The sequence below is a fragment of the Corynebacterium halotolerans genome (assembly GCF_050107895.1).
Lineage (GTDB): Bacteria > Actinomycetota > Actinomycetes > Mycobacteriales > Mycobacteriaceae > Corynebacterium > Corynebacterium halotolerans_B.
The window spans coordinates 1-19,797 of sequence record NZ_JBNILW010000017.1 but is presented as its reverse complement, the minus strand read 5'-3'; the positions used below and the strand labels follow the sequence as shown (position 1 = coordinate 19,797).

18 protein-coding genes are annotated in these 19,797 nt (G+C 67.4%); 5 read left to right on the top strand and 13 right to left on the bottom strand.

The features are described from left to right. Window positions 1-14: 14 nt before the first annotated feature. The 4 genes from ACQCVD_RS13775 to ACQCVD_RS13760 form a co-directional block, all read right to left on the bottom strand. Window positions 15-878: a heme ABC transporter ATP-binding protein gene (locus ACQCVD_RS13775; RefSeq protein ID WP_426824349.1), complete on the bottom strand. Its 864-nt coding sequence runs from the start codon at window positions 876-878 to the stop codon at window positions 15-17. Beyond that, entirely contained in the window at window positions 875-1,882 is a 1,008-nt protein-coding gene (locus ACQCVD_RS13770) for a FecCD family ABC transporter permease (RefSeq protein WP_426824393.1), read from the bottom strand. Before ACQCVD_RS13770 ends, ACQCVD_RS13775 begins: the two co-directional genes overlap by 4 nt. Window positions 1,883-2,019: 137 nt before the next feature. Next, window positions 2,020-3,102 carry a heme/hemin ABC transporter substrate-binding protein gene (locus ACQCVD_RS13765; RefSeq protein WP_426824348.1) on the bottom strand — a complete coding sequence of 361 codons (1,083 nt, stop codon included), beginning with the start codon at window positions 3,100-3,102 and terminating at the stop codon, window positions 2,020-2,022. 9 nt (window positions 3,103-3,111) lie between these two features. Then, complete coding sequence (locus ACQCVD_RS13760) at window positions 3,112-5,076, bottom strand: HtaA domain-containing protein (RefSeq protein ID WP_426824347.1); 1,965 nt, start codon at window positions 5,074-5,076, stop codon at window positions 3,112-3,114. Between the two features lie 115 nt (window positions 5,077-5,191). On the opposite strand from ACQCVD_RS13760, the gene ACQCVD_RS13755 reads away from it, so the two are divergent. After that, a complete protein-coding gene (locus ACQCVD_RS13755; RefSeq protein WP_426824346.1) occupies window positions 5,192-5,503 on the top strand; it encodes a hypothetical protein in 312 nt (103 codons plus the stop codon). A 39-nt stretch (window positions 5,504-5,542) separates the two neighbouring features. Further along, entirely contained in the window at window positions 5,543-5,674 is a 132-nt protein-coding gene (locus tag ACQCVD_RS13750) for a hypothetical protein (RefSeq protein WP_426824345.1), read from the top strand. Window positions 5,675-5,709: 35 nt separating this feature from the next. On the opposite strand, the gene ACQCVD_RS13745 is transcribed toward ACQCVD_RS13750, so the two are convergent. From ACQCVD_RS13745 to amn, 8 genes are all read right to left on the bottom strand, one after another. Further along, the gene (locus tag ACQCVD_RS13745) at window positions 5,710-6,378 is read right to left on the bottom strand and encodes a heme oxygenase (biliverdin-producing) (RefSeq protein WP_426824344.1); all 669 of its coding nucleotides are present in this window, start codon (window positions 6,376-6,378) and stop codon (window positions 5,710-5,712) included. 304 nt (window positions 6,379-6,682) lie between these two features. Further along, entirely contained in the window at window positions 6,683-8,509 is a 1,827-nt protein-coding gene (locus ACQCVD_RS13740) for an FAD-binding protein (RefSeq protein ID WP_426824343.1), read from the bottom strand. Between the two features lie 53 nt (window positions 8,510-8,562). Then, the gene (locus ACQCVD_RS13735) at window positions 8,563-10,272 is read right to left on the bottom strand and encodes an FAD-dependent oxidoreductase (RefSeq protein WP_426824342.1); all 1,710 of its coding nucleotides are present in this window, start codon (window positions 10,270-10,272) and stop codon (window positions 8,563-8,565) included. After that, window positions 10,272-11,357: a zinc-binding dehydrogenase gene (locus ACQCVD_RS13730; RefSeq protein WP_426824341.1), complete on the bottom strand. Its 1,086-nt coding sequence runs from the start codon at window positions 11,355-11,357 to the stop codon at window positions 10,272-10,274. Before ACQCVD_RS13730 ends, ACQCVD_RS13735 begins: the two co-directional genes overlap by 1 nt. Then, window positions 11,354-11,647: a YciI family protein gene (locus ACQCVD_RS13725; protein ID WP_426824340.1), complete on the bottom strand. Its 294-nt coding sequence runs from the start codon at window positions 11,645-11,647 to the stop codon at window positions 11,354-11,356. Before ACQCVD_RS13725 ends, ACQCVD_RS13730 begins: the two co-directional genes overlap by 4 nt. A gap of 47 nt (window positions 11,648-11,694) precedes the next feature. Beyond that, the gene (locus ACQCVD_RS13720; protein WP_426824339.1) at window positions 11,695-13,080 is read right to left on the bottom strand and encodes an MFS transporter; all 1,386 of its coding nucleotides are present in this window, start codon (window positions 13,078-13,080) and stop codon (window positions 11,695-11,697) included. 386 nt (window positions 13,081-13,466) lie between these two features. Next, window positions 13,467-14,372, bottom strand: a complete 906-nt coding sequence (locus ACQCVD_RS13715) for a LysR substrate-binding domain-containing protein (protein WP_426824338.1) — start codon at window positions 14,370-14,372, stop codon at window positions 13,467-13,469. 117 nt (window positions 14,373-14,489) lie between these two features. Then, complete coding sequence (gene amn / locus ACQCVD_RS13710; protein ID WP_426824392.1) at window positions 14,490-15,899, bottom strand: AMP nucleosidase; 1,410 nt, start codon at window positions 15,897-15,899, stop codon at window positions 14,490-14,492. 122 nt (window positions 15,900-16,021) lie between these two features. Here amn and ACQCVD_RS13705 point away from each other — a divergent pair, with 122 nt between their 5' ends. Continuing rightward, complete coding sequence (locus tag ACQCVD_RS13705; RefSeq protein WP_426824337.1) at window positions 16,022-17,095, top strand: esterase/lipase family protein; 1,074 nt, start codon at window positions 16,022-16,024, stop codon at window positions 17,093-17,095. 83 nt (window positions 17,096-17,178) lie between these two features. After that, window positions 17,179-18,372: an MFS transporter gene (locus tag ACQCVD_RS13700; protein WP_426824336.1), complete on the top strand. Its 1,194-nt coding sequence runs from the start codon at window positions 17,179-17,181 to the stop codon at window positions 18,370-18,372. On the opposite strand, the gene ACQCVD_RS13695 is transcribed toward ACQCVD_RS13700, so the two are convergent. Continuing rightward, window positions 18,369-19,325, bottom strand: a complete 957-nt coding sequence (locus tag ACQCVD_RS13695) for a Sir2 family NAD-dependent protein deacetylase (protein WP_426824335.1) — start codon at window positions 19,323-19,325, stop codon at window positions 18,369-18,371. The genes ACQCVD_RS13700 and ACQCVD_RS13695 overlap by 4 nt on opposite strands. 185 nt (window positions 19,326-19,510) lie before the next feature. On the opposite strand from ACQCVD_RS13695, the gene ACQCVD_RS13690 reads away from it, so the two are divergent. Next, complete coding sequence (locus ACQCVD_RS13690; RefSeq protein ID WP_426824334.1) at window positions 19,511-19,678, top strand: hypothetical protein; 168 nt, start codon at window positions 19,511-19,513, stop codon at window positions 19,676-19,678. Window positions 19,679-19,797 lie beyond the last annotated feature (119 nt).

The following is a 19,797-nucleotide window of genomic DNA, read 5'->3' as shown; positions in this document are numbered from 1 at the left end:
AAAGAAAGCTTAGGTTAGCCTTGCCTTAACGCAAGCACTTCCCTGGAATTTCCTGAACGTACACCCCCGAGAAGCAGGTTGACCTGCCCGTTTAGGCAACCCTCACCACCCCCGCGTGCGGGGGCGACCTGGCGGAGGCCACCCGGCCCCTTGAGCACCTGAATGGGCCAGCGGTAGACGCCGGAGAGGATCTCTTCGGTGTAGACCTCCCCCACCTCACCGGCCGCGGCCACCCGCCCTTCCGAGAGGCACACGATGCGGTCGCAATAGGCCGCTGCGGCGTTGAGATCGTGCAGGACCACCACTACCGCCGCCCCGGCTGCCGCCAGGTACCGCAGAAGCCCCAGGGACTGCTCCTGGTGCCGGATGTCCATCGCAGCGGTGGGTTCATCCAGCAGCACGACCGGGGCCTGCTGCACCAGGACCCGGGACAGCGCCACCCGGGCCCGCTCCCCACCCGAGAGCGTCATGATGTCGCGCCCGGCCAGCCCCGAGACGCCGGTGGCGGCGAGCGCGGCGTCGACAAGCGTGTCATCGCCCCGGGCCCGGTGGGTGCCGGCCCAGGGGCGACGGCCCATCTCCACGACGTCGCGGACCAGGAACGCGAAGGCCACGTGGGTGTCCTGGAGCATGACCGCGCGGTGGCGCGAGAGCTGTTTCGCTGGGGTACGGACCGGGTCCACGCCGTCCAGGGCCACCCTCCCGGAAGTGGGGACAAGGTCACCGGCCAGCGCGGCCAGCAGCGTGGACTTGCCTGCTCCGTTCGGACCGATCAGACCGGTGACCTGGCCGGGCTCGGCGCGCAGACTCACCTGGTCGAGGATGGTGGCTGAACCGATCCGCACGCTGAGGTCGGTGACGGTGATGCCGGAGGTCATGCGTGTCCGCCCTTTCTTGTCATTCGTCGCAGCAGGATGAAGAACACCGGACCGCCGACAAGTGCCGTGAAGATGCCGATGGGCAGGTCCACGAAGGGGATGATGGTGCGCGCCACGATGTCGGACAGGCCGATGAGCACCGCCCCGCCGAGTGCGGAAGCCGGCAGGATCAGGTGGTTCGAGGGCCCGGCGACGGTGCGGATGATGTGCGGGACGATCAGGCCGACGAAGCCGATCAGCCCGGCGTAGGAGACCGCCGCCGCCGTGAGCAGGGTGGCGGTGATGATCGCCAGCGCGCGCAGCTTGCCGACATTGACACCGACATGTGCGGCGGCCCGGTCACCCAGGGACAGCACGTCCAGGTGCCTACCGAGCAGCAGTGCGATCACCAGGCCGACGGCGACGATCACCCCGACGACCGAGACATGCGCCCACTGTGCACCGTTGAGCGTGCCCATCTGCCAGAAGACGATCTCCTCCCGGGAGGTCGACGGCGCGAGAAACACCAGGAAGGAGATGGCCGCGCCCGCCACGGCGTTGACGGCGATACCGACCAGGATCAGGTTGATCACCCGGATCTTGCCGCCAAAGCGCGACAGCGCGTAGACCACCCCGGTGGTGATCAGCCCGGAGACAAACGCCAGCGCCGGGGTGGTGGAGGTGCCCAGGAAGGTCCAGCCGAAGACGATGGCCGCGGCCGCCCCCACGCCGGCACCACTGGTCACGCCGATGACCGAGGGCTCGGCCAGCGGGTTGGCGAACACCGACTGCATCAGCGCCCCGCCCACCCCCAGCGCAGCGCCGACCAGCAGGCCGAGCAGCACGCGCGGGATGCGGATCTGCCAGACCACGGATTCCGTCAGGTCGGTCGCCCCCGTGGGCCCGGCGGCGAGGATGCCGGGCAGGTCCCGCAGCGGCAGATCGTACTGGCCGAGCATGATCGAGATGACCGAGGTGACCGCCACCGCCCCCGCGAGTACCACCAGCAGGATGACCCGCCGCAGGCGGCGTGCCCGGAATACCTGCTCGGGACCGTCTGGCGACGCCGTGACGGGTGCGGCCCCTGTCGCGGCCGCGGTAGGCACGGACGCGGCGTCGGTAATGGGCTCCGCGACGGTGCCGGGTTTGCCGAGGTTCGTGGTCACTTACTCTCCCCGTCCAGGTAGAGCGCCTGCGCACCGCGCAGGAGCAGCTCACCGGTCTGCGGTCCGAAGGACAGGGACTGGCCGTCGGGCAGGGCGAGGATGCGCTGCTTCTGGCCGGCGACGGTCTGTGCGACGCCGGGCCGCTGCAGCAGGCCCGCGACATCGCCGGTGGATTCCAGGCCGCCGGACATCATGACGAAGACCTCCGGGTTGAGCTCGGCCAGGGCCTCCGCGTTCGCGGGCGCGGGGGCACCGACGCCGGATTCCGCCGCGACGTCGATGCCGCCGAGCCCCTCGATCAGTCCCCGGGATCCGGATTCCTCGCCGAGGACGAAGAACACGCCGCCGTCACCCCGCGCATAGAGGAAGGCCATGCGCAGGGGCTCCTCGGGAGCCAGTTCGGCGACGGCCTGCTTGTCCGCCTCAAGCTCTGCCAGGCTGCGCTCGGCGAGCTGTTCGCCCTCCTCCGGCAGACCGACCACGGCTGCCAGATCCATGATGTCGGTGCCGATGGAGTCCGGGGAGCGCTGCGGGGACATGACCACCACGGTCACCCCGGCCTGCCGGATCTGGTCGATGGCCTCGCGCGGGCCGACGGAATGGTCCACGATGACCAGACTCGGCTGCAGATTGAGCACGGCCTCCACATTCAGGCTGTGACCGGACTCGGTGACCACCGGCAGGTCCTGCAGCGAGGGCTCGGAGGAGCTGACCGTGCGGCCGATGATGTTCTCGCCCAGGCCCAGGCCCCGCAGGGTCTTGGTGTAGGTGCCGTACAGGTCGAGCGCGAGGATGCGGGAGGTGTCGGTGACGGTGACGTCGAAACCGTCGGCGTCGGTCAGCTCGACGGGTAGCTGCGGCTGTGCACTGTCCGTGACGGGTTCGACCTCGGACATCTCCGCCACCGCGGATACTCCGGTCAGCGCGCGGGGATCATCTGCGGGGGTGGCGCTGCCCAGTTCCTCACGCAACTGTGCATCGGCGGTGACCGGGACCTCGTCCCAGGAGGCGCAGGCCCCCAGGCTCAGCGCGGTCGTGAGGAGCAGCGCGACGCCCGGGAGGATTCTTGTCATTTTCATGTGGTGTACCTACTCTCCCTGCGAGCCCACGGTGGGGTTGCGGCGCGCGAAACTGCTCAGGCTGGCGCCGGCGACCACGAAGGCGGCGACGATCAACAACACGAGCGTGATCAACCGGTCATTGCCGACGGGGTTGTCCTCCCCGGCCGAGCGGACGCGGAACTGGCTGCCGTCCGCGGCCGCGTTCAGACTGTCACTGGTCGTGGTGGTGCCCTCACCGGTGATCTCGTCGAAGACGCTGCCTCCGGCGGCGCCGTCCTCGCCGACCGTCCCGGAGGTGCCCGCAGCTCGCAGCTCAGCGGCGGCACCGGCACCGTCGGAACCGCCTGTGGCGGAGGAGGTGGCCGACCCGCCTTGGCCGGCGGCGCAGCTGGCGCCCCCACCCAGGGCGGCCCGGAACGTGATCGGGTCCAGGGTGTCGCCGGCCGGGTAGAAGTCGCCGAAGGCTCGGGCACCGGCCTCGGTGAGGTGCGGCACGGCGGTGCCGGCCGCTTCGGACTCGCTGACCTGCAGCTCGGAGAAGTTCAGAGTGGCCAGGACCACGCGGCCGTAGTCGTTGGGTTCGCCCTCCGTGGAGTTGGATGAGGCGTTGACCAGCAGGGAGCCGGAGTCCCCGGCGAACTGGATCTCCATGTTGGAGAAGCGGGTGTCCAGCACCCCACCGTGACCGGTGAAACGCAGAGCGCCGGGAAAGAGCACGGTGCCGCTGCGCTGCTGCGGATCGACGGCGCCGGAGTCCCCGGTGAAGGTGAAGGTGCCGTTGTCATAGCCCACTCCACTGAGTTCCCAGCCGCCGTTGGCGATGCCGCCGGAAATGTAGTTCCGGAAGGACGACCGCACGCCCCACTGCGCTTCGGCCTGGGTGACCCCCAGCGAGCCGTCGGCGGTGCACACATCCCCCGAGGTGCTGGCGGTCTCGGTGTTGTTCGCACCGGCAGTGTTTCCGGCGGGGGTCCCGGTGCTGGCGACGCCGGGGGAGGCGCCGGTCCCGGAGGTGCCTGCGGTGCCGGTGCCACCAGTCGTGGTTCCGGGGTTTCCGCCGGAGGTGGGAGTGGTTCCGGTGGCGCCGGTGTCCGTTGTCGCACCGGCGCCGGGCGAGTTGCCGGTGGCGCCCGGCGAGGCGGTGGTGACCCGGCCGCCGTTGTCGGCCCAGGTACGATCATAGAGATCCTCGGAATTATCGAAGAGCTCCGTGGTATTGCCCAGCAGGGTGTTGACCTCTGAGAACGTGTCATTCAGACCGGCGAGTAGCCCGCCCATGCCGGTGGTGGCCCGCCCTCCCCCACCGGTGCCCGATCCCGAGCCGCCTGGCGCCGCTCCGCAGGTCTCCTTCAGGGATACGGTGCCGCCGGTCGGATCCATCCGGGCACCGGTGTCATAGGCCTGGAAGAGGCCCGCACCGGCGGAGGTCAGTGTGGTGGCGCCGGCGAGACTGAAGGAGGTGGCACCCGCTTTGACGGGGGTGCCCAGGTCCACCGTGGCGATGATGACGTCATTACCGGTGCGCTTGTCCCCCTTCTGTCCGGAGGTCTGAAAGTCGGTGGTGTAGGTCTCGTAGTCGACGCGGATGCCGGCAGCGGCACCGTCGACCTCCAGAGCGATGTCGCTCAGCGTCATGTCCAGGGCCCCGCCGTGACCGGTGAAATTCACGCTGCCGCTGAAGGGGATGACACCCGTGCCGTCCTCACTGAGCCCGCCACTGCCGGAGACGGGAGTGAAGGCGAAGGCGGAGCCGGTGTCACGCACCCCGGTGAGGTTCCACCGGCCCTTGGCCACCGGTCCCGTGACGTAGTTGCGCCAGCTCTCCTTCACGCCCCATTCGAAGGAGCCCCCGGTCACGGCCAGGTGGGTTTCGGTGCACGTCTCGGCGGCACCAGCAGGGGACGAGACCCCCACGGTGAGGGAAGTGGCGGCCAAAGCGACAACTGCTGTGGTGGCGGCCAGCCGTCGCGGACCGCGGTATTGCTTAACCATGAAACTCCTTTGGTAAGGCTGACCTTAAACAGGCATGCCTAGCCTATATTAACTTTAAGTAGGTACGCGCTGAAATCGCGCGGATAACAGCCCGAGCAGAGAAAGGCCCTTTCACATGACTGCCACAGACAGCCGGTTTCACACGCTGTATCCGGACGTCGATCCCGAGACCCCGGTCCCGCTCAGCACGCCCGAACGCATCGGGATCGTCGTGGCCACCGCCGTCATCGCCTTCGGTGGCGCCTATGGCGACCTCCTGATCACCGGCGCCGGCCTGGCCCTGGTGCTGATCGCGGTGATCGGCGCAACCCGGAAGACGAAGCGGCGCATCCGCAATGAGGCCCGCGACCGCTTCCCAGGCATGGGGTGGGCCGAGGACCAGGTGGAAGACTCACTGGGCAGGAGTGTGACGTTGCCGCTGATCTGACTGGGGATTCTGGCGATCTGCCTGCTCACCCTCCGGTTCGTGCCGGCGGAGTACGCCCTGTCGGGCGCCACCGCAGCAGCCCTGGCCGCAGCGGCGCTGGTGTGGTTCGCGCCGGGACTGTCCCCTCGCCGGCGGGCGGGCGCGAAGAAGCTGCGCAGCGAAGAAGACTGAAGAAGACTGACACCCCGCCGCCGGACGGACCCTTCTCAGTGAGGGTCGCCGGTGGCGCAGTGGCGCTTCGCGAGGTCCCGGAAGACCGCGCCATTGAGGGCGAAGGCACGGTTGGCCTCCTCGATCAGCCGGGCCACTTCCTGCCCGTCCAGGTCCAGGGCATCGAGGCGCTCCCGGTAGCCGTCCCGGTAGGGCTTGATCTTGCCGATCTCCCCGAAATCATAGAAGTGCACGCCCTGTCCACTGATGCCGTAACGCTGGCGCAGCATGCGGGCAATGACCTGCCCCCCGGCGAGATCCCCGAGATAGCGGACATAGTGATGGGCGATCAGCCCAAGTTCGTCCTTGGCCTCGGCGAGCTCATCGAGCCGGGCGACATACGCGGCGGTGGCGGGCTCGGGGAGCAGCGTGGACCGCCAGTCCGGCCCGATCAGCTCGGTCAGATCCTTCTCGAGGACATCCAGCCGTTCCAGGCGGTGATCCGCGATGCTGGCCATGCACGACAGGTGCGAGGTCGCGCGCACCGCGCGCTCCAGGTCTGCGTACATGAACCACAGCTGGCCGGTGTAGTCGGCCACCGCCGCCCGGGTCAGCGAACCTTCGAGCAGACGGGACATGAACGACGACTGCTCCGCGTCCTCGTGGGCGACGGCGGTGCATTCACGCAGGTTGACGGACAACGGCTTTTCGGCGGTGAGGTTCATGCCCCACTTCCCTTCTCCTTGAGATGTCAGCCCAGTTAGGCTGCCCTTAATATTGTGAGGCTCACCTTAATGAGAAGGGCACGGTTGGCGCTAGAGCAGGTACAAGATCAACCTTTCGGATGCCCCTGAAGGGCCCAAAGAGCGTCTGGAATGCGATGGGAAGGGGGCGTGGAGGTGGGATCAGACATCGGCTACAGCCTGCTGCCGCCCCCATTTCTCCCTGGTAGTCCGCGGGCCCGCGCATTCCGGGGCACCGGCAGGCGCGGCCGGTGCCCCGGGCGGAGCGCTCCCCGGGGGCGGGAACTCACCCTGCGGTGGTGGTCACCGTCTCCACAGGAGTGCCCGCCTTCATTTCGGTGTCATTCACCTGCGGCGCATCGGTGCCGTCATCCAGGTGCTCCCCTGCCGCATGGCGGGCGGCCGCCCACCCGAAGGTCATGCCTGAGCCCACCTGGGAACCCGCGCCCGGGTACTCGGAACCCATCACGGACTGGGCGTCATTTCCCGCGGCGTAAAGCCCGGGGATGGGCCTGCCATCCTCGGCCACCACCTGGGCGTGCGGGTTGATGCTGATACCGAAGGAGGTGGCCAAGGGGGTGGGCACCACAGCGATGGCGTAGTAGGGTCCCTGCTCCACCGGCCCCAGGTTGGGGTTCGGCTTGTGCTCCGGGTCGCCGGCGGCCCGACCGAAGAGCAGCTCGCCCTTGTGGAAGTCCCCGTCAATGCCGGTCCGGGCGAATTCGTTGTAGCGGGCCACCGTCATCGCCAGTCCCGTGGCGTCGACCCCGATCTTGTCCGCTAGTTCGCGCAGTGTGGTGCCCTCATGGAGGTACCCAGAGCTGATGTATTTCTTCAACGCGAACCGCGGCAGATGCGGCATGGTGATCATGCCCAGGCCGTACTTCGCCAGGGTGCGGGAGTCCACCACCAACCAGGCCGGCACCGTCGGGGTGGTCTTGTTCGATTCATACATGGCGCGCACGAAGCGGTGGTATGAGACGGATTCATCCACGAAACGCTCCCCCGCCGAGTTCACCGCGATCACGCCGGGTCGACCACGGTCCCAGATGTGGGGGAACACTGCGGTCGAACCGTCCGCGCGGGTACCGATCGAGGAAGGGAACCACAGGGCGTTCTCGCCGTTGTCCTCCCCGAGCCGCGCACCGACTGCCGCGGCCAGCTTCATGGTGTCGCCGGTGGCGCTCTCGTTGGCGCGGGAGAACTGCGGGGTCGGCTCCGGCAGGTACTTCTTGCGCAGCTCCGGGGACTGGGAGAAACCGCCGGCGGCCAGCACCACTCCCCGGCGGGTACGGATACGGTGCTGCCTGCCCCCGTGGTTGACCACGGCGCCGATGACCCGGGAGCCGTCAGCGCTGTTGAGCAACTCTGTGGTCAGTGCGTTGCGCCAGACCGTCGCCCCGCGCTGCAGGACCTCGTGGTACATCCTCGCGGTCAGGGCATTGCCCATCACGAGCCGCGTGCCACGCGGGTGCCGGATCCGGTCGGTGGCCCAGCGTAGACCCAGACCGAGGGCCACGGTGGCGGCCTTCGCGGTGGGGGCGGGCCTTCCGGAGAAGATGCCGAGCAGGGTGTTGACCTCCGGGCGGCGGAGCATCAGGGTGCCGTTCATGAGTGCGAACTCCGGAACGGGACGGCGGACATGCCGGAAATTGACTGCACCGAGTTTGCGGCCGTCGAAGGGTTCCGGTTCCAGGGCCCGTCCGGTCCTCCCGGTTTCGGGGAGCTCGGAGTGGTAGTCCACCACATTCGGGGAGCGCAGGAACTTCACGCCGAGTTGCTCCATGTACTTCAGCATCTTCGGGCCGTTGTCCACGTAGGCCATCCGCATGGCCTTGTCGGACTTATCGCCGACCAGGGTGTCCAGGTAACGTTCGACCTTCTCGCGGTCGTCGGTGATCCCGTCCTCGCGTTGGTGGTGGTTGTCGGGGACCCAGCAGGTGCCCGCCGAATAGGCGGTGGTGCCGCCGATGTAGTCGCTCTTCTCGGCGACGAGCACCTCAAGGCCTTCGGCCGTGCCGGTCAGGGCCGCCGACAGCCCGGCCGCACCCGAGCCGAGCACCAGGAGATCAACCTCGAGATCCCATGGCGTACCGGAAATTTTTTCGGTCATCTTCTTTTCTCCAGCTCTGGTTCAGTCTTTCGGTGTTTCACGGGTCACCGCGTTCAGCGGACGCCGGCAGCCGCATAGTCGCCAGTTCGGCTGTGGGCGTGAACAATGTGTCGGCTGGCGGCATAGGCACGGGTGATCGCGGATCCGATGGTGGCGCCGCCGCCCGGGTAGGCGTCCTTGAAGACCGTGGCCGAGCAGTTGCCGGCGGCGTAGAGCCCACCGAGCGGTGCCTCGTCCCAGCCGAGCACCTGGCCGTCCAGGTCAGTTTCCAGGCCACCGGAGGTACCGAGGACACCCGGGCGGAGCTGGACCGCGTAGAACGGGCCCGTCTCCAGTGGCGCCAGACAGGGGTTCGGTGCCACGGCCGGGTCACCCAGGTGACGGTCCTGTTCGGTGGCGCCGCGGCCGAATTCGCTGTCCACCCCGGCGCGGGCATCTTCGTTGAACCGCGTCACCGTGGTCTGGAGCCCGGCGGGATCCACGTCCAGCTTCTCCGCCAGCCCCGCGAGGGTGGGGGCCTGCACCAGCCACTCCGGTGCGTCGGCGGCCTCGGTGAATACCGGGTGGCCGGCGACCGGGTAACGGGAGACGAAGACCGAGTCCATGACCAGGTAGGCGGGGATGTTCTGGAACTGTCCGGTGGCGGGGTCGATGTTGGCGAACACCCGGGAGAAATCGTGGTAGTTCAGCGCCTCGTTCACGAAGCGGCGTCCGGCACTGTTGACCACGACGGAGCCTGGCAGGGTGGCCTCGACGTTGCCCATGCGTCCGGAAGGCAGGCCGTCGTACTCGGCACCGTGCTCGGTGAGGACGGGCACCCCCCAGATGTCGGTGGTCTCGGTGACCGCCGCACCGACGCCGAGGCCGAGTTTCAGGCCGTCACCGGTGTTCGACGGCGCCGAGATCGGGGTGATGGGGAACTTCAGCAGGGTGGATGTCAGCTGCTGCGACCACTCGAACCCCCCGGCGGCGATGAGGACGTTGCGGGCACGGATCGGACGCGCGCCGTCCGTTCCCGTCAGTTCCACGGTCCACGGTGTGTCCTCCAGCTCGTCGTCGGCCGAGTGCCGCAGACCCGTGACCGCGGTCTCGGTGGTGATCAGCACGCCGAGATCCCAGGCGGTGGCGACCAGGGCCGAGGCCAATGCCCCGCCCATGGTGCGCACCCCCACCTTGGTCCGGTCGGCCAGCAGCTGCGGGTCGGGGGCGGCGCCGTGGAGCTGGTCACGCTCATCCATGGTGATCAGCGGGAGGTAGGTGGGCTGGCGGACGGCCTCGCGCAGTCCTGGGACCACGGCGGGGTCGAAGGGCCGGTGGTCGAGACCACGCCCGCCCGCCGTGGAACCCGGCCATTCACGGTGGTAGTCCGGCCGGAACAGCGGCACGTAGTCCACCCGGGTGTGCTCGTCGAGGAAGCGTACCGCCGCCGCGGAATTCTCCACGTACCAGTCGATCTCCTCCTCGGAGAGCCTGCCCCTGGTGGCGGCCCACAGGTAGTCCCGGGCCGCCACCACCGAGTCGGTGAAGCCCCGGTTACCCATCAGGTGGTTGTTCGGTGCCCACATCACCCCGCCACCGGCGGCGGTGGTGCCACCGAGCCGGCTGGCCTTCTCCACGACGGCGACCCGCTGCCCGGCCTGCGCCGCCACCAGTGCGGCGGTCATGCCGGCGCAGCCGGATCCCATCACGAGCAGGTCGACGGATTCGGGCCACTGCTCCGGCGCGGTCAGCAACGGACGGTCTCCGTTAAAGGATATGGACATCAGTTCTCTCCTGGGAAATCGATGGCGATCTTGCCCACGCCCGCGGCCGGGTCGATGAGTGTGGTGAAGGCCCGGTCGAGGTCGTGGAAGGCGAAGCGGTGGGTGATCAACTGACGGAGGGTCTGCTGGTAGCGGTTGAGCAGGTCGGCCGACTGGTCGAAGAGATTCTCCGAGTTCCGGGAGCCGAGCAGATCAATCTCCTTGGTGGCCAGCTTGCGCATGTCGAAGGACAGCTGCCGGTCTGAGATACCGACGCAGACCACACGGCCGGCGGTGGCCACCAGGTCGATGGCGGTGGCCACCGAGACCGGGGCACCGGTGGCGTCGATGATCAGCGAGGGACCGTTGCCGTCGGTCCACGCCGCCAGCTCATCCGCCTGGTCCGCCGCGGGAAACGCACCCGCGACGAGGAAGGGCCGGTCCGCGCCGCAGGCGGCGGCCAGCTCGAGACGGGCCTGGTTCATGTCCGCGACGGCCACCTCGCAGCCCAAGTCCTTCAGGTAGGTCACCGCCAGTACCCCGATCGGCCCGGCGCCGTTGACCAGCACCTTCTCCCCTGCCACGGGGCGACCCCGTTGGCAGGCCTGCATCGCGATGGAGATCGGCTCCACCAGCGGGGCGAGGTCCACCGGCAGCCCCCCGGGAAGCCGGTGCAGGTTCGCCAGGGGCACCGCCTGACGGGAGACCAGCGAACCGTCCTCGTAGCAGCCGTAGACGCTCATCTCCCGGCAGGCGTTCACCCGGCCGACCGAGCAGGCGTGGCAGGTACCGCAGTAGAACATCGGACAGATCACCACGCGGTCACCGACGCTGAAGCCCTGCCCCGCGTCGGTGGGGTCCAGCTCCACGATGGTTCCGGCGGCTTCATGTCCCTGGATGATCGGCAGCTCGGTGGCGTAGTCGTCATCCCAGATGTGGGCGTCGGTGCCGCAGAGCGTGACGGTGTTCATCCGGATCACCGCGGTGCCGGGGGCCGGGACCGGGGCGGGGAGCTGACGGTACTCGATGGTGCGTTGGGCTGTGGTGACGGCTGCTTCCGCCGTGAGCTGCCTCGTGGGCACCGGGGTCTGGATCGTGGTGGTCACTTGCCCTCCTCGATTCCGCCGAAGGCGATGTTCCAGCGGCGCACCAGGCGTTCGGAGACGAAACCGCCGGAGTAGATCGGATCCTCATCCATGGTGGCCTCGACTTCCTCCACCGAGTCACCGCGGATGATCAGCAGCGCTCCCAGCGGATCGCACTCGGTCAGCCGGCCGGAAACCAGCAGGGTGCCGCGCTCGTGGAGTTCCCGCAGGAAGTCAACGTGGGTGGGCCGGATGGCGGCCATCTCATCGTTCTCGGGGACGTAGGCGTAGGTGACGGCGTATTCAGCCATGTTCTTTCTCTCCTTGGTGAATTGGGGGTTGTGGTGGGCGGTCGCCCTTACTCGGGGGAAACCTGCGGGTCGGTTTTCCTGGTGCCCAGCAGGTGGGTCGGGATCTTGTAGGTTTCGGGGCCGGTGGCGAAGGCCACGGCGGACAGCACGCTGAAGCCCAGGCACATCCAGGCCACCGGCTGCCAGTGGCCCGCCTGGCCCCCGGTCAGCAGCTCCGCGATGGCGGGGGCGAAGCCGGAGATCAGCAGTCCGAGCATCAACGCGATGGCCATGCCGGAGTAGCGGACCCGGGCGGGGAACTGCTCCGGGAACGCCGCCATGTAGGAACCGTTCGGGGCTGCGTAGAAGACGCCCATCAGGACCATGGCGGACAGGTAGATCATCATGATGTCGCCGGTGCTGATGGCGCTGAAGAAGATGAACATCATCGCACCGGCTCCCAGCGCCCCGACGACGAAGACCGGCTTACGGCCGATCCGGTCCGCCAGCAGCCCGAAGAAGGGCTGGGTCAGCACCGCCACCAGGTTCGCCGCGGCGATGACACCGAGCATGGTGGTTCGTTCCACGTCGTTGTACACGGCGTAGGCGAGCCCGAAGACGTTGAGGATGGTGTTCATCATCATGTAGGTCGACGAGAACATCACGCGGATGACAGCGCCCCGGTGGCTGCGGAACAGCTCCACCATGGGCACCTTCGCCGGTTCATCGGCGTCCTGCACCTCTTCCGCGAAGGTTTCTGACTCCTCCAGGCGGGTGCGGATCCACAGGGCGACCACCGTCAGCACGATGCTCAGCCAGAACGGAACGCGCCAGCCCCAGCTCAGGAGGGCCTGGTCCGGCAGGGCCGCGATCGGGATGAACACCAGAGAAGAAAGGACGATGCCGGACATGACGCCGGAGGCGGTGAACGAAGCGAACAACGAGCGGCGGCGCTCCGGAGCGTGCTCCATGGACAGGGAGGCGGCCACCGGGGACTCGCCACCGGCGGACAGCCCCTGCAACAACCGCAGAACCACCAGCAGAACGGGGGCCAATACGCCGACCTGGTCGTAGGTCGGAAGACAGCCGATGACGAATGTCGCGATCCCCATGGTGAACAGGATGATCAACAGGGTCTTGCGGCGTCCCAGCGTGTCACCGAGGTGCCCGAAGAGGATGGCACCCAACGGGCGCGCGACATAGGCCACGCCGAGGGTCGCGATGGACAGCAGCACCGAGTTCGCCCCACCACCGGGGAAGAACACGTCGCCGAATACCAGCGCCGCCGCCGAACCGTAGATGAAGAAGTCGTAGTACTCCAGCGTCGACCCCAGGAAGCCGGACACGGCCGCCCGCTTCGCCTGCGGGGTGCCCTTCGTGGGATGGGCCCGGAGGCTGTCTTCGGTGGAAGGAGCCACGCGCGGCGGCTCCTTCACCGACAGATTATGAGCCATGAGAGTCCCTCTCAGTCGTTGTGCAGATGTGGGGGTAGGGTTCCCGCAACCACCAGATAATGTGACTGGAGTAACCACTGAGGAGAACTATAAGCACGGTCACTTTGTAAGAGAAATACAAAATACTACATATATTAAGTTCATTCTCTACATTATCTCTGCAGGACACCTCCCGGAACGACGCTCCGCGCCGGGAAACCCCTGGGTACGACCTTGTGACGGCCCGACCGAGGGCTTGGCTGTGCCCCTCCCAGCGACGTCGGCAGATGAATTTTCCGGTCCAGACTCTCCCGCGCTCAGCGGAACAAGGGGCCGGATGAAGCGTCCCACCCGGGTCACTGCAACCACGCACCGACCTCAGGACGTAACCGCCCGCCGGAAACCGGCTACCCTCCGTCACCGCCGGTCGGTGCGGACAGCTCCTCGGCGATCTCGATCACCGCATCGCGTGCGGTCGTCCCCGCCCCCGGAACCCAGGCGACGCCATGGCTGAGCTCCACGGAGTCCTGCCGGATCGGGCGGTACACCGATCCGGGCGGAGTCAGCGGGCCCACGCCCTCGGTCATGACGGCCACTCCCACGCCCTCCGCCACGAGCAGCATCGCCACATAAGGGTCGGTCACCTCCTGGGAGATGCGCGGTGTGAAACCGGCTTCCGCACACAACTTCAGGGTGGAATCCCGGAACACCGAGCCCGACGACTCCGGCGTCGTGACAAAGCCGTCCCCCGACAGGTCGCCGAGATGCACGATCTTCTCCCCCACCATCGGATGGTCAGCCGGCAGGACCACGCCGAAGGCTTCTTTGTTGATGAGCCGGGTCGCCACGTCCGGGTTGTTGACGGGAAGCCCCACAAAAGACAGGTCCAGGGATCCCCGCTGCAGCTGGATGAGTGCATCCCTGGTCAGAATGCGGCCCACGAGGTCAAGATGGACGTGTGGGAGTCGCTCATGAACCATCCTGGTGAGCGGAGGCAGAGTCGAATAATTGAGCACCCCGGAAAACCCCACCCGGACCCTGCCCACGATCTCACCTTCAGCGGCGTCCACGGCCTGTCGGGCCGCGATGGTGCGGGCGACGATTTCCCGGGCGTGGGGCAGAAACGCCTGGCCAGCGGCAGTCAACTCCACGGAGCGGGTGCTCCGGTCGAAGAGCCGTTGCCCGAGCTCCTTCTCCAGCCGGCGGATGAGCTGGCTCAGCGGGGACTGCTGCATGTCCAGGCGGGCTGCGGCATTGCTGAAGTGCAGCTCCTCGGCCACCGCGATGAACCCTTCAAGCCAACGGATCTCCACGCCGTCCTCCTGCCTGCCGCGCGTTTCGCTCAATCCTAACCAGCGCCGGCGCAAACCCGGCACAGCCCGATGGTGCCGCGCCCCGCGGCGTCAACAAGCGGGCGACCGGGCCGGCTTCTACCTGAAGGGCACCTCCCCCATGGCGCGGCGCAGCTTGCGGGTGCGCAGGCGCTGTGGGTCGGCGGCCAGAGATTCCACGGCACGTACCGCGCACATCACGTGCGCCTCCTTGGAGTTGGAGTAGAAGGCCTGCGCCTGTGCCGGGAGCTTCGGCACGGCGTGCAGCGGCAGGTCGGAGACGCTGAGCAGGGTGCCATAGGGAATGCGGTAGCGGTAGCCGTTGGCCGCCAGGGCACAGGACTCCATGTCCACCGCGGCGGCGGTGGAACCCTTGAACAACTCCCACAGCGCCTCCGGGGTGTGCCACTCCCAGTTCCGGTCGCCGGTGGACAGCACGGTGCCGGTGCGCATGAGCGACTTGTCGCCGCCGTAGATCTCGTGGACGCTGGCCTCCAGCGCCCGCTGGATCTCCGGCACCGCCGGAATCGGGATGTCGGGGTCGATGCGGTGGTCCAGGATCCGGTCCTGGCGCTGGTAGGCGTTGCCCAGGATGAGGTCACCGATGCGCATCCGACCGTCCAGGCCGGCGCAGTGGCCGATCATGATCCAGCCCTCCGGGCGCAGCACCGCCAGACAGTCAGTGATCGTCTTCGCGTTGGAGGGGCCGACGCCGATGTTGATCATGGTGATGCCGTAGCCGTTCTCGGTGCACAGGTCATAGCGCGGCATCTGGAACCGCGACCCGAGGTCCAGCTCATCGCCGATCAGCTCCCCGGCGTGCTCGGGCGTGATCTGCTGTCCGTTGGGCAGGGTCAGCAGGGTGTAGCGGGAATCTTCGTGGGTCAGGGCGCGGAGACCGAATTTCACGAACTCAGAGGTGTGCATGGCGTAGTTGGTGAACAGGATGTAGCGCTGCACGCTGTCCACCGGGATGCCGGTGTAGTGCTCGATGCGGGCGCAGGCGATGTCGAAACGCTGCGGGCCGAAGTGGAACAGCGGTTTCTCCTCGCCGTGGAAGACGTCCCATTCGCCGTCGACGATGGCGTCGTGCACCTCGTCCAGGGTCGGGCGCGGGATCGCGTCGGCGACGTCCCCGGCCCGGCGCGCTTCGCTGGCGTCCGGGACGTCGCGCAGGTACTCCGGCGGGATACGGGTCTCCGATTCCCCGACGTAGATCTCGCAGGGGTAGTTTCCGGTCAGCCGGGTGAGCTGTTCCTCGAGGTAGTCCCGGATCAGGTGGGGCTTGGACAGCGTGGCGGAATAACGGCCTGCCTCATCCACATAACCGAAGGGTTCGGAACGGTCGATCGGCCGCCACTCCAGAATGTCCACCACGAGCTTGGGGTAGACCACCTTTCGGTAGTCCTCGTAGGTGCCCTTCTCGAGCACCTGCCGCGCCAGCCGGGCCGAGTTCTCGTAGAGCTCGGTCAACTTGTCCAGCGCCTGGTCGACGGACTGCATCAGCATCAGTTCGGATTGCGTCACCCGGGATCACTACCTTTCACCCTCGTACTTGCTGGCACCCAGCCTAACCGCGGCGCCGCTAGGCTGGGCGACGTCCGATCGAATGCCGAGTATGAGGAAGCCACATGCCGCAGGAGCGACCGAACGACCTCTTCCAGGAGCTGTCCGAAAAGCTCGGTAATCTGTTGCGGCCGCACGAGAAATCCGGCACTGACTCGCTTGCCGACGACCCCGACAACCCGGTGGTCCTGCCCGGGGACGCCGGGAATGACGGGAACAACGACGGGGATGCGGCAGCGGCACCGTCCCCGGAGGACCGGGCGGAATCCGAGCGGGTGGCGCGCGAGGTCAGCAAGAACGTGGACACCTCCGGCGAGGAGGAGGCGCTGGAGGATGAGGGACCCCGGCCTCTGCCGATCCTGGCCCGGCTGCGCGCCCGCGGCCTCTTCGAGGATGACTGGCGGGCCCGCCCCACCGCGGATCGTCCCTATCCCGTGGTCTGCGTGCACGGCACCGGCACCACCAAGGGAGACTGGATGGAACTCGGCCACGACCTCCGGGAAGACGGCTACGCGGTCTTCGCACCGGACTTCGGCAACCGGGCCACTGACACGATCGCCGAATCCGCCTCCCAGATCGGCGCCTACATCGACACGGTCCTGCAGGTCACCGGGGCGGAGCAGGTGATCCTGATCGGCCACTCCCAGGGCGGCACACTCTGCCGCTACTGGATGCGGTTGCTGGGCGGAGCACCGAAGGTACGGCATCTGGTCAGCCTGGCGGTACCTAACCACGGCACCACTCTGGGCGGGATCGTCAGTCCGCTGGTGCGGACCTCCATGGCGGAGAACATCATGAATTCACTGGTCAGCAGCTGGTTCGGTGATTCCGGTTTCGAGCAGGTGGCCGGGCACGCCACCATCGCGGCCATCAACGAGGGCGGCGATCTGGACCCCGGGGTGACTTATACCTGTATCGCCACCCGCGGGGATACCGTGATCCAGCCACCTGAGACCTGTTTCCTCTACCCGGACAAGGCGGAGCTGGCGGATGGCACCGTGGATGAACTGGAGACCGACCGCGTGCACAATATCTGGGTGCAGGACCTGCATCCCCGTGCCGTGATCCTGCACGCTGATCTGCCCCAGGATGAGCGGGTGCGCCGGATCATCCGGGATGAATTGGCGATGGTGGAATAGCTGCGGTTCCGCGGCCCCGGGCCCGGTTCAACCACTAGAGTGCACTTGTACACAACCGGGAGCCGAGCCGTCATGGGGTGAGCATGGAATATCAGAATGCCCGGCGCCGGGTCTTCGGCGCTGTGGTCCTGCTGCTGTTGGCCGCGGGGTGGGCGGCGAACCACTTCGCCTCCATGCTGGGGCTGCTCCGTGAACAGGAGAACCTTTCCGGGGTGCTGGTCAACGGCGCCTACGGCATCTACGCCCTCGGGTTACTGCCCTGTCTGTTGGGAGGCGGAGCCCTCGCGGACCGGATCGGCGCCCGCCGGGTGGTGTTGACCGGCGGGACCGTCGCCGCACTCGGCAATGCCGGACTGTTGTTCTGGCACGGCGAGCTCGGGTTGCTGGTGGGAAGGTTTATCGTGGGCCTGGGCGTGGGTCTTGCCATGAGCGCCGGCACCGCGTGGGCCGGGAAACTCCGTCCGGCCGGTGGGGTCACCCTCGCCGGGATCTTCCTGACCTCCGGCTTCGCCAGCGGTCCCATCGCCTCCGGATTACTGGCCTACCTCCTGCCTGCGAGCGCAGCCCTCCCCGTCCCCTTCGCGGTGAGTACCCTCTTCTCCCTGGCCACGGTCGTGCTGGCCCTGGCGGTCGGGAATCTACCTGCCAAACCCTCCCGGGAGCGCTCCACCCGGGGAACGGCCGGGCAGCCCGACGCACAACCGGCTGCACGCAGCATCGGCCGTGCCCTGTCAGCCTCTCTCCCGATGGCCCTGTGGGTGTTCAGCTGCGCCACCGCAACTTTTGTGATTTTGGCCGGACGGATGGCCGGGCGTGTCAGTAACGGGGTGCTACTGCCCGGTGCCGCCGCCTTCCTCGCCTTCGGCGCCGGGCTCGGCGTGCAGATGCTGGGCCGCCGTTTCGGGTGGGGTCCCGGGGCCGGTGTCGCCGGTGCGATTCTGGCGGCCGTCGGCATGGCACTCGCCGGCACCGGGGGCGCAGCTCCCCCGTTGTGGATCTTCATCGTCGCCTGTCTCGTGCTGGGTGCCGCTTATGGACTCTGCCTTCAACAGGGGCTGCTGGACATCGAGCACCTGGCGCCCCGGGGTTCCCACGGCACCGTGATCGGTATCTTCTACGTGTTCACCTACCTGGGGTTCGGGTTACCGGTGCTGCTCGAAGCCCTGCTTCCCACCGTGGGTGCCGCACTTCCGCTGTTCGTGCTGGCCGGTCTGGCCCTACTCTCCGCGCTGGTGCGTGGCCTGCAACTGAGCAGGACGGATCTGCTGCGCCGCTAGAGATCCAGCTCATCCAGGAGGGCGTCGAAGGCCGGGGCGACCCGGGTGCGCCACAGGGTGTTCACCCGGTGATCCGCCCGGCCCGGGCCACCGTTGATCACCGCCACCGGTTTCCCCTGCTTCTGGGCGTCCAGCACGATGCGGTACCCGCTCATCACGGCGAGTGAGGAGCCGGCCACGATGACCGAGGCGGCGTCGTTGATCAGTTGGCTGGTGGCTTGCTTGCGTTCGGCGGGAACGGACTCCCCGAAGTAGACCACGTCCGGCTTGAGCCGGTGGGAGCCGCAGTTCAGGCATCCGATCATGGCGAACCGGGCGATATCCGGGTCAGAGAGGAAGACGTCACCGTCCGGATTGACCATCTGCGGATCCAGCCGGATGGAGTCCAGATAAGTGGGATTCGCGGCCAGGAGGCGCTGGTCGAAGTGCCCCCGCTCCTCCCGGTACCCGCAGTCCAGACAGATCACCGATTTCATGTCACCGTGCAGGTGCACCAGATTCCGGGAGCCGGCGGCACTGTGCAGTCCGTCGACGTTCTGGGTAATTACACCCTGGATGTATCCGGCGCGCTCCAGCTCCACCAGGGCGTAGTGCGTCCGGTTCGGCCGCATGCCCGTCATCTGCCGCCAGCCGACGAAAGAACGTGCCCAGTAACGCTGGAGTGCCGCCGGATCGTGCCGGAACTCCTGGTAGGTCATCGGGCGGTGCTGGCTCAACCGGCCCCGCGGGCTGCGGTAGTCCGGAATACCGGAATCGGTGGACACCCCGGCGCCGGTGAGCACGAGTGCCGGACCGAGGTCGAGCTGCTCGATGACCTGCTGCAACGCCTGCTCCGGTGGCGTGGGTGGCGTGGTCTCCTCCACTACCCGGGCGATAGAGCGAAGCGCCGCACGGTGCGCCTCGTTGATGGCTTGATCGGTGAATGTGTCCTGTGATTCGAATGTCGACGTCACGGGATCCAGAGTAGTTCGTGGATGGGTGGTGGGGCGACTAAGTGGCCCCAAGGGAGGTGCTACCCAAGTGATCAATGGCGGCACCGAGGGACTTGCAGATCGCCCGGAACGCTACGAGAAGTCCATGGCGATACGGCAGACTCCTGTCATCCACACCAGAAAACAATGAGGAAGAGGAGATTGCTATGGCAACCGTAGAAGATATCAACACCACGCTGGATCTGACCTTGGACCAGCTTGCAGGACCGGGAGATGCCGAGAGTGGCCTCCCGATGTGGAGTGACCGGCCGCAGCTTGGTAACGAGTCGCTGGTTGATGCCATTGCGGACGGGCGCAATGCCGCCGCCCGCTAGTAGTGCTTTGTTAGCTCTTGTGGGCAGGTGAGCTGAGGCGTAAATTCATATCATGAGCAGGAACAATACCACCGCCACTCATGATGACCTCGCGGACTTCATCACCGAGGTTTTCGCCT

Excerpts from the sequence above, each read along its gene's own strand:
- ACQCVD_RS13775 (WP_426824349.1), bottom strand. The coding sequence starts at position 878 with ATGACCTCCGGCATCACCGTCACCGACCTCAGCGTGCGGATCGGTTCA.
- ACQCVD_RS13765 (WP_426824348.1), bottom strand. The coding sequence starts at position 3,102 with ATGAAAATGACAAGAATCCTCCCGGGCGTCGCGCTGCTCCTCACGACC.
- ACQCVD_RS13760 (WP_426824347.1), bottom strand. The coding sequence starts at position 5,076 with ATGGTTAAGCAATACCGCGGTCCGCGACGGCTGGCCGCCACCACAGCA.
- ACQCVD_RS13755 (WP_426824346.1), top strand. The coding sequence starts at position 5,192 with ATGACTGCCACAGACAGCCGGTTTCACACGCTGTATCCGGACGTCGAT.
- ACQCVD_RS13745 (WP_426824344.1), bottom strand. The coding sequence starts at position 6,378 with ATGAACCTCACCGCCGAAAAGCCGTTGTCCGTCAACCTGCGTGAATGC.
- ACQCVD_RS13740 (WP_426824343.1), bottom strand. The coding sequence starts at position 8,509 with ATGACCGAAAAAATTTCCGGTACGCCATGGGATCTCGAGGTTGATCTC.
- ACQCVD_RS13735 (WP_426824342.1), bottom strand. The coding sequence starts at position 10,272 with ATGTCCATATCCTTTAACGGAGACCGTCCGTTGCTGACCGCGCCGGAG.
- ACQCVD_RS13725 (WP_426824340.1), bottom strand. The coding sequence starts at position 11,647 with ATGGCTGAATACGCCGTCACCTACGCCTACGTCCCCGAGAACGATGAG.
- ACQCVD_RS13720 (WP_426824339.1), bottom strand. The coding sequence starts at position 13,080 with ATGGCTCATAATCTGTCGGTGAAGGAGCCGCCGCGCGTGGCTCCTTCC.
- amn (WP_426824392.1), bottom strand. The coding sequence starts at position 15,899 with ATGCTGATGCAGTCCGTCGACCAGGCGCTGGACAAGTTGACCGAGCTC.
- ACQCVD_RS13705 (WP_426824337.1), top strand. The coding sequence starts at position 16,022 with ATGCCGCAGGAGCGACCGAACGACCTCTTCCAGGAGCTGTCCGAAAAG.
- ACQCVD_RS13700 (WP_426824336.1), top strand. The coding sequence starts at position 17,179 with ATGGAATATCAGAATGCCCGGCGCCGGGTCTTCGGCGCTGTGGTCCTG.
- ACQCVD_RS13690 (WP_426824334.1), top strand. The coding sequence starts at position 19,511 with ATGGCAACCGTAGAAGATATCAACACCACGCTGGATCTGACCTTGGAC.